The organism is Lysinibacillus sp. 2017 (genome assembly GCF_003073375.1).
GTDB lineage: Bacteria > Bacillota > Bacilli > Bacillales_A > Planococcaceae > Solibacillus.
The window spans coordinates 2782637-2796480 of the sequence record NZ_CP029002.1 but is presented as its reverse complement, the minus strand read 5'-3'; the positions used below and the strand labels follow the sequence as shown (position 1 = coordinate 2796480).

The window sequence follows — 13844 nt, the reverse complement described above, 5'->3', positions numbered from 1 at the left end:
AGAAGAAAACACAGGGAGATGAAGAAATGAAAATTGCAGTAGGGACAAAAAATAAGGCCAAAGTTGGAGCAATTGAGGCCATCGTTAAACAATATTTTCCCGAAGTAGAAATAGAAAGTATTAATGTTGCATCGGACGTATCGATTCAACCCTTTTCAAATGAGGAAACTAGAAAAGGCGCAATCAATCGTGCGCTTAATACATTAACGCAAACGCATGCCGATTTATCATTTGGATTAGAAGGTGGCGTGGATGAAATTGACGGTACGATGTATTGCTGCAATTGGGGCGCTGTTGCATTGAAAGATGGTACAGTCTTTTCAAGTTCAGGTGCACAATTTGCTTTACCAGAAGTAATTGCCGAACAGTTACGTGTAGGTAAGGAACTTGGACCAGTGATGGACATCTATACAAATACTGAAAACATTCGTCAACATCAAGGGGCAATCGGTATTTTTACAAGTGGATTAATTGATCGACAAGAAATGTTTGAGCACATCGTGAAGCTATTAGTAGGACAACTATTATTTAAATTTAATAAAGAGTCTAACGAATGAAACAATCATTAACATTAATTGCTATTAATATAAAACATTATGATGAAAAAATAGTTAGAAGAGAGGGGAAATAATGAATCGAACTTGGATTCATGCTTTGTTATTAACGGGAGTAATCCTTGTTTTAGCAGGCTGTGGCCTGACAGTGGAAGAGCAGGCAACAAGTGGCATAAGCAAAGCTCAAACTGTTTTTAGTAGTGAGCCAGCAGTATCGAATAAATCAATTGGCAATATACAGCTATACCTTCCAAAGGGATATGGTATGGAAAAAGGAATTGATAAATCGAATTACACACTAATCGATGGAAAAGACTCGTATATTTTATTCGTCAATCCTAACGAAACAATGGAAAGCCGATTGCACTATACGATTCTAAAAGAAGATCCTAGTAGTGAAGTTCTACAAGAAAAGACATATGAAGCAGATGATATTTTTGGCTTTTCAGCAATAGTTAGGCAGCCAGAAGAAAAATACCAACTTGTTGTAAATGTTGGTGGCGTGAAGCTTACGACTATTTCAGAAGGTAAAAAAATCGATGAGAAATTGCAACAAATGATGAAAGTTGTAAAAAGTGTTCGAGTAATTGATGAACAGAAGTAGTTATCAAGGCAATTCAACTATTTTTTTGATACAATAAACAGTATGAAAGCAATCGATAAACGGTTCACTTTAGTGAGCCGTTTTCTATTGTAAGTTAAAGGAGTGATTGAATGGAATCCATACAATTAGTTGCAAAGCTTAAAGAAAAATTAGGGGAAGCAAACTACACATTCACATTCGATGAGAAATACGATAAATTACGTCTTGATCATAAAGTTTTAGGACGAGGTATGGACATTTCGTTACCGGGAATTTTAACGAAGTATGAATCGAAAAAAGAAAAAGCGATTGATGAAATTATTTATACAATCGAGCAGACTTTCTTAGCAATGGAACGTGAGCATAAAGAAGGTTTCAATGGTTTAGTGAATGTTTATCCTGTAATTCGTTCAACTTCATTTCCAAAAAAATCAAATGAGGGACACGCATTTGTTGTATCGGATCATACAGCAGAAACGCGTATTTATTACGCACTTGATTTAGGCACGACATTTCGCTTAATCGATGAATCGATGCTGGCTATATTAAAAGTTACAGCTGAACAAGTACGTGAAGCATCACGCTTTTCTGTCAAAAAATTGCCGACTTCTGTCAAACGTGATGAAGTTTCGGGCAATATGTATTACTTTTTAAATCATAATGATGGTTATGATGCGAGCCGTATTTTAAATGAAAGCTTTTTGAAAGAAATGGAAAGCCAAATTGAAGGTGAAATGACTGTATCTGTACCGCATCAAGATGTACTAATTATTGGTGATATTCGCAACGAAGTAGGGTATGATGTATTAGCACAGATGACGATGCATTTCTTTACAGTTGGAGCTGTACCGATTACATCATTGTCATTCGTTTATGAAAATGGTCATTTAGAACCGATATTTATTTTAGCTAAAAACAAAGTCAAAAAGGAGCAAGAAGATTCATGAAAGTAGCTTATAACAAAGAACATGTAGGAGATGTCCTATTAGTACAATTAGCAATGGAAGCAATCGTAAAAACACAAATGGAACGTGTAGGCGATTTAGCCATCTTAAAAGAAGAAGCAACAGGTGAAGTAAAAGCCTTCAACCTTTTTAATGCTAGTAAGTATATCGAGCTTGACGTTACAGGTAATGTTGAAGTAACGCCTGAATTAGTAGAAAAATTAGAAGCTGCCATTCAAGCAAATGATGCTGAAATTTCATTAGAAGTAGATTTCTCACCGAAATTTGTCGTAGGGTATGTTGAATCAAAAGATAAACATCCAAATGCAGATAAATTAAGCGTATGTAAAGTAAACGTAGGTGACGAAACAGTACAAATCGTATGTGGTGCACCAAATGTTGATGCTGGTCAAAAAGTCGTTGTGGCCAAAATCGGCGCGGTTATGCCATCAGGTTTATTAATTAAAGAAGGAAACTTACGTGGTGAAGATTCATTCGGTATGCTTTGCTCAGCTCGTGAACTAGCAATTCCTGGTGCTCCAGAAGTAAAAGGAATTTTAGTTTTAGACGAATCAGCTGTTGTAGGTAGTCCATTTGAAATTCCATCTCGTTAATTTGTAGATAAGTCAGTCAAGGAGCTTAGGTCTCTTTGGCTGACTTTTTATTATGTCGAAAAACATCTGTTCGAATGCGCAAATTGCAGGTTAAATATGATATGCTTTGAGGGTATACGTATTTATGTGTATGTGTAAAGACCACTACAAATTCATAGTTGTAGGGCAATGTTTTTTAAGAAAGAAGTGACGATAATGAGCTGGATAAAAAATAAATTTAATAAACTATTTAATGAAGACCCTAATGAAATGTACGAAGAAAATAAGCAAGAGTATTATAACGAAGACCATCAAGAGGACAATGATAATAATCAGCTACAACAGCATTATGAACGTCCAACGGCTATTCACAATGTACCCCAGGAAAAAAATAAAACATTTCGTTTTCCTTTAATAGATGATTTTAATGATGAAGAACCAAATCGACCTGTAGTAGAGCCAACTTCGACACGTTTTTATGAGGAAGAAAGTGAAACATTAAAGCTACCAGATTACTTACAAAAACCAGTACCAGCTCCGAATTATGAAGGGGAAGTTTCAGGTATTCGTGATCTTTTAGAGCGTCGTCGTAAAGGACGTGGGTATTCAAATGTTATTCGAAGTGATAATGATTATTCCCATAAAGTCGTTGTTTCAAAAGAAGAAAAGGAAATTTTAACGCAAAATCCAATGCGTGAAGAGAGTAAAGTAAATCAAGAGTTTATCAATCCATTAGCAAATCGAAAACGCTTTGTGCCAACGGAAGTGCCTTCACCTGTCCATGGATTTATGAAACCAACACCGATTGAAAAATTAATGGAAAAACAACATGATTCTATACAAGAAGAACCTAGTGTGAAAGAACAAGAGGTCGATGCACCTGTTCATTTAACAGGCCAACAGCTTGTTGACGATTCCATTCAGGAAAATAAAGAGCCAGTTGAAACTATAATGTTACACCAAGAACCAATAGAGCCTATAGCGGAAATAAGTGAACAATTGGAAGAGACAACGAGCATAGCTGATACGCAACCAATTGTTGAACCAATCTCATTTGAACTAGATGAAGAGGAAGTTAATTCTGAAGTAGCAATGACCACTCCCTATTTTGAAAATGTAGAAACGCCAGTTATTTTAGCACAAGAAAAAGAAGTAGAAGAGGGTCAAGTAATCCAACTTGAAACGCAAGCAGTAGAGGCTGATAGAGAACCAACGCCAGCAGAAATTTTAAATGATGTGCAAGTAAAGCATGTAACCATTGAAAATTCAACAATTCATATTGGTCAATTGAACGTAGAGCAAATGCCACAAGTAGAGCAACCAAACGTGCAAGATCAACAAAATGAACCTGAGCAGCTACAACCTAATAATACAGGTAGTCGCATACCATTTAATGTTGTCATGCTGAAATCGGATAAAGAGAAAATGTTGACGAAAAAATATGTAAATGAGCAATTAGAGCAATCGGAACAACCGATGATGTCAGTAGAGGAGTCACCGATTGAAGTAGAAGGTGAAATTACTTCAATACAAGTGACAGTAAACGCTTCGAATGAACTGCAATTCCATGAAAATGATCATCTTACATCTGAAAAAGTAGAAGAAACGTTATATGAAGAAAATGCTCATCCAGCAAATGATGTTGAAATTACCGAGCAACTAGTCGAAATGGAATCAGTTGAAAAAGAACCTATAAAATTCACAATAACTGCACCTGAAAAAACTCCAGATATTCCAGTAATGGAACAATTGGATGAACAACCAGTACAATCTGAAGTTGCAGTAGGAACTTTAGAACGCGAGGAAATTATTGAAGAAGCTGAGCCATATGTTGAAGAAATAATGGAAGTAGAACCATTGGATGTCGTTGAACAAATTGAACAAGCAGAAGTAGTAGCAAATCAGGAGCCATTGCCAATGATTGAAACTGAAGTGATGGATGAACAAGTCATTGAATCGGTTTCTGAAAAGTCGAAGGAACAACAAGCTCCTGAAATGTTAGTTGAACAACCAGAAACGCTTAATCAAGAAGATTTACCAGTTGTTGAATCAGAACAGCCAGTGAAAAAACGAATACCATATGTGAAACCACCTCTTGAATATTTAGCACCTCCAGAGGAAATGGTAGAAGACCGTGACTGGATGGATGAACAAGGTGAAAATTTAGTCGAAACACTTTCCTACTTCCAAATTCAGGCACAAATTGAATCTATCGTACAAGGTCCAGCTGTAACACAATTTGAAATAACTGTAGGACATGGTACAAAGGTAAGTAAAGTACGAAACCTAGCTGACGATATTAAGTTATCACTTGCGGCAAAAGACATTCGAATCGATGCACCAATTCCTGGGAAACGTTCGATTGGGATTGAAATTCCAAATCGTATTTCAAGATCGGTTCGCTTATCTGAAGTTACCGATTCCGAATCATTCCGTAATTCAGATTCGCCATTAGAAGCTGCTTTAGGATTAGATTTAACGGGTAAACCAGTTACAATTGATTTACGAAAAATGCCGCATGGGTTAATTGCTGGTGCAACGGGTTCAGGGAAATCAGTGTGTATTAACTCTATTTTAGTAAGTCTATTATATAAGTCTGATCCAAATGAATTGAAATTGATGCTAATTGACCCAAAAATGGTTGAATTGGCACCATTTAATAACATTCCGCACTTAGTCAGCCCAGTAATTACAGATGTAAAGGCAGCAACAGCCGCTTTAAAATGGGCTGTAGAAGAAATGGAAAGACGTTATCAATTATTTATGCATAGCGGTGCCCGTAAAATCGAAGCGTATAATAAAATGTGTGATGAAAACGGCATGTATGCACAAAAATTACCTTACTTATTAATTGTTATTGATGAGTTAGCAGATTTAATGATGATGTCTCCGCAAGATGTAGAGGATAGCATTGTCCGAATTACTCAAAAAGCACGTGCAGCAGGCATCCATTTAATCGTAGCAACACAACGTCCGTCAGTAGATGTAATTACAGGACTTATTAAATCAAATATCCCAACACGTATCGCATTTTCTGTGTCATCGCAAATCGATTCACGTACAATTTTAGATTCGCAAGGCGCAGAACGCTTGCTTGGTAAAGGAGATATGCTATATTTAGGAAATGGTATGTCCGCACCAACTCGTATTCAAGGAACATTCGTAACGGATGATGAAATTGAAGAAATCATTGAATTTGTTCGTGAACAAGGAGAGCCTGAATATATATTTAAGCAAGAAGAGTTACTTAAACGCACAGAAGCCGCCGAAGAACAAGATGAATTATTTGAAGAAGTATGCCGATTTGTATTTGAACAAGGATCTGCATCAACTTCTTTATTACAACGACGTTATCATATTGGGTATAATCGTGCGGCAAGACTAATTGACATGTTAGAGCGAGAAGGTTACGTTTCCGAGCCAAAAGGTAGTAAACCGAGAGATGTTTTCATTACGGAAGCGGATTTATCTATTCAATTTGGGGACTAAAGAACTAATTAACTAGACAATTTTAATTTTTAGAATTGTTGTTCAATTATCGTTCCGTGTATTTAGTGCTATAATGTAGGCATACTTTTAATCAATAATTCATTACCTCAATCAGCAGATTTTTACTATCTATTGAATGAAGTTAATGGCCCCGGAAACGGCATGAATTTGGTGACGAATTTTTTGTACAAGGCAATACCGAATCTAAAGTTAGGTTGACCGTGGGAAATTGATAAGATTTGATAATTCAATGGGGTCTTTGCATCCTAGGAGGGTTTTAACAATAATGACACGCTATCATTTTACAGGTATTAAAGGTTCAGGCATGAGTTCGCTTGCACAGATTTTATTTGATTCTGGAGAGTATGTGCAAGGTTCAGATGTCGACACATATTATTTTACTGAGCAACCTTTGCGTGACCGAAAAATTGAAATTTTTACATTTGATGAAAACAACATACAACCAGGCTTAACAATTATTGCAGGGAATGCATTTCCTGATGAGCACCCTGAATTAGTGCGTGCGCGTGAATTAGGCTTAGAAATTATTCGCTATCACAAGTTTTTAGGAGATTATATTAAACGCTATACATCGATCGCCATTACAGGTGCACATGGTAAAACCTCAACAACAGGTTTAATGAGTCATGTAATTGGCGGTTATATGCCGACATCATTTTTAATCGGTGATGGAACTGGCGCAGGAAAATCTGATGCCTCATACTTCGTTATGGAAGCTTGTGAATACCGTCGACACTTTTTAGCATATCATCCGGATTATGCGGTGATGACAAATATCGATTTCGATCACCCAGATTACTTTACAGATATTGAGGACGTATATAGTGCGTTCCAATCGTTGGCATTACAAGTAAATAAAGCGATTATCGCATGTGGTGACGATGAGCAATTACAAAGAATTCAAGCAAACGTACCTGTTGTATATTACGGGTTTGGACAAGAAAATGATTTTGCCGCTCGTAATATCGTAAAAACAACAGAAGGTACTGAGTTTGAAGTTTATGTACGCAACGAATTTTATAGCAAGTTCTTTATTCCATTATTCGGCGATCATACGGTATTAAATTCATTAGCGGTTATTTCTCTTTGCCATTATGAAGGAATTCCAGCAAACTTAATTCAAGAACGCTTAACTACGTATGGTGGCGTGAAACGTCGCTTTACTGAATCGAAAATTGGAGATGTTGTCATTGTCGATGATTATGCACATCATCCAACTGAAATTGCCGCGACATTACAATCAGCTCGTCAAAAATATCCAGACCGTGAAGTAGTTGCGATTTTCCAACCACACACATTCACTCGTACAAAGGCATTTTTACAAGATTTTGCGAATAGCTTAAGTGCTGCAGATGCTACGTATTTATGTGATATTTTCGGATCAGCACGTGAAAAAAAAGGAGAACTTTCAATTCAAGATTTAAGTACATTAATCGAAGGTTGTGAAGTTTTACAGTTTGAAACGATTGACCATCTGAAAAAACATAAAAATGCAGTATTCTTATTCATGGGTGCTGGTGATATTCATAAATATCAAGATGCTTTTGAAAAATTATTAAATAATGAGGAAACAGCTTAATCCGTAACGGATAAGCTGTTTTTCTTTAGCAAATAAGAAACGATAACTTTTCAAGGGAATTGACATAAAAAAGACATCACTTTGCATTATTTTGGCGCGAATGCTGTTTTTCTAAAAATAAGAATACATAATACGAGAATATGTTTTATTCAAATGGTGATTGGGAATTATGTAAATATGGACAAAAATGTAATTCTATTTTTTAAAAGGAATGTACAATTTTATGTCGAATAGTTAAAATTGAACTAGATAGAGGAGGGCATTAAATGGAAGTAGTACTTTATATTGCGGCTTTAATTGCAGCAATCGGATTTCTAGTGTTATGCGTAAGTATTGGGATGACACTGTTTTCGTTAAAGAATACATTAAATTCTATCGCAGGAACAGTTGCAGGTATTGAAGGTCAAATGGAAGGCATCACGCGTGAAACGACTACACTTTTAACGAAAACAAATTCATTAGCAGATGACATTTCGGATAAATCAGAAAAGTTAAATTCTGTTGTACATGCAGTAAAAGGAGTTGGGGATTCGATGAACAGCTTAAACGCTTCTGTTCAACGCATCACATCATCAATTTCAACAGAAGTGCATAAAAACGAAGATAAAATTGCGCAAGTTGTTCAATGGAGTAATGTTGCAATGGGCATTGCAGATCAATGGAAGCAACGAAAACCTATCAATCAAGAAGATGTGATTTACACAAGTACAAATACAAATGAAACACCACCAAACATGGAAACAAAATCGAAATTTGGTTTCTTAAAACGAAATAAAGGCTAAACAGTTATTATTAAGGGGGAGCTATTTATGGCAGAAAAGATAGTAACAGTTCAATCACCTCAAGATTTTACACAAATTGATAAATCGATTTATGGAGAGGATAGCGTTCAAATGAAAGATTTTGTCATCGGCGCTTTAGTGGGCGGAATTGTAGGGGCAGCAGCGGCATTGTTACTTGCGCCAAAAGCTGGCAGTGAATTACGTAATGATGTTGCTGTTCAAGCAGTAACATTAAAAGAAAAGGGCGCTGAGTTGTCAGAAACTGCAAAGGAAAAAACAACCCAATTGTCCAACCAATTAAAAGAGCAATCGGTAACTTTAGTTGGTAAAGTAAAGGCAAAAACAGCTAAGCAGCCACCTGCTTATGATGATGGTACGGTTTCTTCAGAAGGTGAAGAACCATTAGAGGATGTTTTTAAAGAAGCAGCAGAAGACGTAGCAGTTGCTGTAGAACAAGTAGAACAAGTAGATGAAGATGTAACAAATTCTACACGCCATTCATCAATCGAATAAAAAAATGGCCTCCAATACGCGCTATTGGAGGCCATTTCTATTTTATCTACTAGGTACAGGTTGTTCAGTTAACTGAATTTCTAATTTGTCACCGCCAAAAATATCAGCATCAAATGATGTTGGCTGACCGTTACGCAGAATTGTAAAGGAGCCTTTAAATGCTGTCGGTAGTTGCCATGTTGAGAAACGGAATACGTCTTGGTAAATCCATTTGCCCGTATCTTTTTCTACTATTTTTATCGTTGCACCATTTGGAACAGTTACGATTCCTTGTACGACTTTACCATTAACAAAAAATTCACGTGCAATTTTCGCAAGCTCGACTTGTTCGTTTTGGAAAGTCACAATCATTTTATCCTCTAATAGTAGGTTTAAATGACTCGCAATCATTTCGGCTGTTGGCAATGAAACTTGTTCAAATGTAAGCACATCTCCATTTTGAACTGGATAATGTAGTTTTCCTGGCTTGCCATTAATGAAAAGCTGTGAAGAATACTCTGGTAAATAAACAGGTTTACCATCAATTTGGATACTATATGAACGGAATTGATTGTATTGGGTTAAATTGTTTGTCTGCTTAAGGGCATTTTCAATGGTTTCTACCGTTTCAGCAACGACAATATCACGATCATTCAGCATTGTATCTAAATTTACTAATTTGTTGTTAACATATACTTTCGGTTCTAACATATGCATTGTGTCCTGGATTGTAATCGTTTTAACAGCAGCTGCATCAATAATTTCGCGGACATTGACTTTTGCATGATCCCCATTTTTACCTGCAACTAATTCAATCTTATCGCCGCCCTTAATTTGTGATTTCGTAGAAGCTTCTTCCCCATTTAATAAGATGCGAGCTGGTTCTCCGTGTTCACCTGGTACGAATACACTTTGACCATTGACCGTTATCGATAATCCATGACCTGGTTTTCCATATAGCTGTTTTGCACGAATATTCGCTGCTAAAAATGCATCGCCTACAGTCATTTCTTTTAATTCAAATAAACGCACAACCTGGTCATTAACCGTTATTGACATGTAATGGATTGGTGCTTTTTGTGCAGCTATGGCGATACCAATCGGTGTTACAAGCTCTGGTGTTGCTTCAATATTTTCAGCGCGTGTTAAATTTGGAATAGCATCTAAATCTCTTACGGCTACTCGATTTGATGGTAAATTTAAAATTTTACACAGCTCATTGGTTAAGTTAGGCGTTAAACTACCACCACCTACAAGCATGATGGCCTTTGGTGCTACTTGATTATTTAAACGTAAAATTTCTTCGCCGATAGACTTCGCTAAATTTTCAATCGCAGGATATATAGCTTGTAACACTTCTTCACGAGGGTAATATTGGTCAAAGCCTAAAATATCTTGGATTAAAATTTTATCATTTTTGTGCATTTGACGTTTTGCCATCTCAGCTACTGGGAAGTCTAATAAGTAATAATCACTTAGACTCTCTGTAATTTCATCGCCGGCTGTTGGCACCATGCCGTAAGCAACGACAGTACTCTTATCGGTTATGGCAATATCAGAAGTACCTGCCCCAATATCAACTAATGCGACATTTAGTCGACGCATTGATGGGGGAATTAAAACGTTGATCGCTGCAATTGGCTCCAAAGTTAATGCTTCCATTTCTAAATCTGCACGCTTTAATGCAGCGAGTAAAGATTCTACAACGACACGAGGTAGGAATGTAGCGATGACTTCGATAGACGCTTCATCCCCTTGCTGATCAAGTAAGCTTCCGATTTCTTCGCCATCTAAACGATAGTAAAGCACTGAATAACCTACACAGTAATAGTGGTTGTTTTTTGCATCTTCTTTTTGCTGCAATAATTGCTGCTGGGCTTGTTGTACGGCCTGTAATTCTAAGCGGTTAATATCTTCTTCTGTAAAAATAGGGCGGTTTTTAATCGAGATAGTAACGATCGCTTGCTCCGTTTTTAATGAGCGTCCGGCAGCTGCTACACTTACTTTCGTTAAAGGGCCATGTGTTTCTTCTAATTGCTTTTTTATTTCTTTAATGAGTTCTGCTACGTACAAAACATTATGTATTTGTCCATCGACCATGGCACGTTCTTTATGTTCTTTTACTAAAATATCTGCTACATGATAATGGTCCTCGTGTTGTTCTATAATAATGCCGACAACCGAACGCGTACCTATATCCAAAGCGAACAATTTATTTGTCATTTGAAAACGCTTCCTTTCAATTCATTATTACAATATACTTTAGCGAGTTGAAGCGCTAAATTAAAAATGCGTGACATTCTTTCGTTAGTTGATTATAATAGGATTATTACTTAAAAATGTATCATACTTTTAATTTATCTGAAAGTGCCGGGTACAAGGAAGAGGGGAACAAGAGAATGAGTCAACAAGATTTAGAAAGCTTACGTAGCCAGATTGATAGCTTAAACTTAGACATTTTACGTTTAATTAATGAACGTGCTACAGTCGTAGAAGAAATTGGTAAAATCAAAGAAAAGCAAGGTGTAAATCGTTATGATCCATTACGTGAACGTCACATGCTTGATTTAATCCAAAAAAATAATAATGGACCTTTAAATCAAATGACGGTTGATTTTATTTTCAAACAAATCTTCAAAACGGCTTTAAAACAACTAGAAGCTGAAAAGAAAAAGGAATTACTCGTTTCACGCAAGAAAAAGTCAGAAGATACTGTCATTAATGTTAATAATGAACTAATTGGTTCAGGGGCACCTTCATTTGTATTCGGGCCTTGCGCAGTAGAATCATACGAACAAGTAGCTGCTGTAGCGGCTTCTATTCAAGAAAAAGGCTTAAAATTAATTCGTGGCGGTGCATACAAACCGCGTACGTCACCTTATGATTTCCAAGGCCTTGGCTTAGAGGGCTTAAAGATATTAAAAGAAGTTTCAAAAGAATACGGATTAGGTGTTATTACAGAAATCGTAACGCCATCTGATTTAGATCACGCACTAGATTATATCGATGTCATTCAAATCGGTGCACGTAATATGCAAAACTTCGAATTATTAAAAGCAGCAGGTGCAACAAACAAACCAGTGCTATTAAAACGTGGTTTAGCAGCAACAATTGATGAATTCATTCATGCAGCGGAATACATTATGTCAAAAGGAAATGAAAACATTATCCTTTGTGAGCGTGGTATTCGTACGTACGAAAGAGCAACGCGTAACACATTAGACATTTCAGCTGTACCAATTTTAAAACAAGAAACACACTTACCAGTCATGGTAGACGTAACACATTCTACAGGTCGCCGTGATTTATTATTACCTTGTGCGAAAGCAGCAATTGCTATTGGTGCAGATGGGGTAATGGCAGAGGTTCATCCAGATCCATCAATTGCATTATCTGATCAACAACAACAAATGGATATTCCAACTTTCAATGCTTTCTATGATGAAATTTTAAAATTCATGAAGCAATATGAAGTATCAAAATAATTAATCCGACTCCTTAAGTTAAACACGCATAAATGGCTCAAATAAGTAATAAAGAAGGGTGCTATCCATTAGATAGCGCCCTTTTTTATAAAAAAATACGTCTGAACTATGAATTTTTATTGAATTTACGAAAATTCGAGTGATTCACTCGGTTTAAGATTGAAAATGGAAATGAAAGTATTATATCATTAGGTTATACATAAATTCGGAAATCCGAATTAGTTATTTAGAAATTGTGTAGACGAATGAACAATGAAAAGGGGGAGATTTTTTGACTGTCACAATTTATGATGTTGCGCGTGAGGCAAATGTATCGATGGCAACAGTATCACGTGTAGTGAATGGTAACCAAAATGTAAAGCCAACAACGAGAAAAAAGGTATTAGAAGTCATCGAAAGACTTGAATACCGACCAAATGCTGTAGCACGTGGTTTAGCGAGTAAAAAAACAACATCAGTAGGAGTCATCATCCCTGATATTTCGAATAATTTAAATGCTGAGCTAGCGCGTGGTATTGAAGATATTGCGACTATGTATCGCTATAATATTATTTTAGCGAACAGTGATCAAAATGAAGAAAAAGAGTTAACATTACTTGATACGATGCTTGGGAAACAAGTGGATGGTATCGTGATGATGAGTGAAGAAGTTACGGAAAATATCCAACGTGCGGTTGAAGCATGTCCCGTACCAATTGTTCTAGCAGGCTCAGTAAGTGCAACTGAAAAAGTGGCTTCCGTAAATATTGATTATTACACAGCAACACTTGAGGCCATTCAGCAATTTGTTAACAAGGGTCATAAGCGTATTGCGTTCGTTTCGGGACCATTACAATATACAGTGAATGGACAACATAAATTAAACGCATATAAGGATGCATTGCAGCAAGCAAGCATTGAAGTAGATGAAGCACTAATCGTTCCAGGGGATGGTTCTTATGATGACGGCATAGAAAGTTGGACAACATTAGGTGAATTACAAGAGCCGCCAACTGCTATTTTCGTAGGTAATGATGAATTAGCTCTTGGAATTGTTCATGGTGTTCAAGATAGTGGTAAAAGCGTGCCAGAAGATGTAGAAGTGATTAGCTTTGAAAATTCAAAATTAGCACGAATGGTACGTCCACAATTGACAAGCGTTGTGTTACCTCTATATGATATCGGTGCTGTAGCGATGCGCTTATTGACGAAATACATGAATAAAGAAGAGGTAGAAAAACAAAGTGTTATTTTACCACATCGTATTGAATTGAGAGATTCGAGTAAATAATAATGAAAACGCCATTTTCCTTTTAGGAAATGGCGTTTTCATATGTTAATAA

General features: G+C 36.5%; 11 protein-coding genes. 10 read left to right on the top strand and 1 reads right to left on the bottom strand.

All coding sequences use genetic code 11. The features are described from left to right. Positions 1-26: 26 nt before the first annotated feature. The 8 genes from DCE79_RS13585 to DCE79_RS13550 all read left to right on the top strand — a co-directional run bounded on the left by DCE79_RS13585 (position 27) and on the right by DCE79_RS13550 (position 9058). Positions 27-557, top strand: a complete 531-nt coding sequence (locus DCE79_RS13585; RefSeq protein WP_108713577.1) for a DUF84 family protein — start codon at positions 27-29, stop codon at positions 555-557. A gap of 73 nt (positions 558-630) precedes the next feature. Next, on the top strand, positions 631-1158 hold the full coding sequence (locus tag DCE79_RS13580) for a hypothetical protein (protein WP_108713576.1): 528 nt from the start codon (positions 631-633) through the stop codon (positions 1156-1158). A 110-nt stretch (positions 1159-1268) separates the two neighbouring features. Next, entirely contained in the window at positions 1269-2084 is an 816-nt protein-coding gene (locus DCE79_RS13575; protein WP_108713575.1) for a DUF1444 domain-containing protein, read from the top strand. Next, the gene (gene ytpR, locus DCE79_RS13570; RefSeq protein WP_108713574.1) at positions 2081-2695 is read left to right on the top strand and encodes a YtpR family tRNA-binding protein; all 615 of its coding nucleotides are present in this window, start codon (positions 2081-2083) and stop codon (positions 2693-2695) included. The genes DCE79_RS13575 and ytpR overlap by 4 nt, the downstream gene beginning before the upstream one ends. A 168-nt stretch (positions 2696-2863) precedes the next feature. Then, entirely contained in the window at positions 2864-6163 is a 3300-nt protein-coding gene (locus DCE79_RS13565) for a DNA translocase FtsK (RefSeq protein WP_369916780.1), read from the top strand. A gap of 286 nt (positions 6164-6449) precedes the next feature. Then, a complete protein-coding gene (gene murC, locus DCE79_RS13560) occupies positions 6450-7763 on the top strand; it encodes a UDP-N-acetylmuramate--L-alanine ligase (RefSeq protein WP_108713572.1) in 1314 nt (437 codons plus the stop codon). Between the two features lie 266 nt (positions 7764-8029). After that, a complete protein-coding gene (locus tag DCE79_RS13555; RefSeq protein ID WP_108713571.1) occupies positions 8030-8545 on the top strand; it encodes a DUF948 domain-containing protein in 516 nt (171 codons plus the stop codon). Between the two features lie 27 nt (positions 8546-8572). Then, complete coding sequence (locus tag DCE79_RS13550) at positions 8573-9058, top strand: YtxH domain-containing protein (protein WP_108713570.1); 486 nt, start codon at positions 8573-8575, stop codon at positions 9056-9058. 42 nt (positions 9059-9100) lie between these two features. On the opposite strand, the gene DCE79_RS13545 is transcribed toward DCE79_RS13550, so the two are convergent. After that, positions 9101-11260, bottom strand: coding sequence for a cell division FtsA domain-containing protein (locus DCE79_RS13545; protein ID WP_108713569.1), 2160 nt, complete (start codon positions 11258-11260; stop codon positions 9101-9103). Between the two features lie 176 nt (positions 11261-11436). Between DCE79_RS13545 and DCE79_RS13540 the strand changes: the two genes are divergently transcribed. Together DCE79_RS13540 and ccpA are read left to right on the top strand one after the other, a co-directional pair. Next, positions 11437-12522, top strand: a complete 1086-nt coding sequence (locus tag DCE79_RS13540) for a bifunctional 3-deoxy-7-phosphoheptulonate synthase/chorismate mutase (protein ID WP_108713568.1) — start codon at positions 11437-11439, stop codon at positions 12520-12522. A 271-nt stretch (positions 12523-12793) separates the two neighbouring features. Next, complete coding sequence (gene ccpA / locus DCE79_RS13535) at positions 12794-13792, top strand: catabolite control protein A (RefSeq protein ID WP_108713567.1); 999 nt, start codon at positions 12794-12796, stop codon at positions 13790-13792. Positions 13793-13844: the final 52 nt, after the last annotated feature.

Coding starts and splice junctions, on each gene's coding strand:
- DCE79_RS13550 (WP_108713570.1), top strand. CDS start 8,573: ATGGCAGAAAAGATAGTAACAGTTCAATCACCTCAAGATTTTACACAA.
- murC (WP_108713572.1), top strand. CDS start 6,450: ATGACACGCTATCATTTTACAGGTATTAAAGGTTCAGGCATGAGTTCG.
- DCE79_RS13565 (WP_369916780.1), top strand. CDS start 2,864: ATGTTTTTTAAGAAAGAAGTGACGATAATGAGCTGGATAAAAAATAAA.
- ytpR (WP_108713574.1), top strand. CDS start 2,081: ATGAAAGTAGCTTATAACAAAGAACATGTAGGAGATGTCCTATTAGTA.
- DCE79_RS13585 (WP_108713577.1), top strand. CDS start 27: ATGAAAATTGCAGTAGGGACAAAAAATAAGGCCAAAGTTGGAGCAATT.
- DCE79_RS13540 (WP_108713568.1), top strand. CDS start 11,437: ATGAGTCAACAAGATTTAGAAAGCTTACGTAGCCAGATTGATAGCTTA.
- DCE79_RS13555 (WP_108713571.1), top strand. CDS start 8,030: ATGGAAGTAGTACTTTATATTGCGGCTTTAATTGCAGCAATCGGATTT.
- DCE79_RS13575 (WP_108713575.1), top strand. CDS start 1,269: ATGGAATCCATACAATTAGTTGCAAAGCTTAAAGAAAAATTAGGGGAA.
- DCE79_RS13545 (WP_108713569.1), bottom strand. CDS start 11,260: ATGACAAATAAATTGTTCGCTTTGGATATAGGTACGCGTTCGGTTGTC.
- DCE79_RS13580 (WP_108713576.1), top strand. CDS start 631: ATGAATCGAACTTGGATTCATGCTTTGTTATTAACGGGAGTAATCCTT.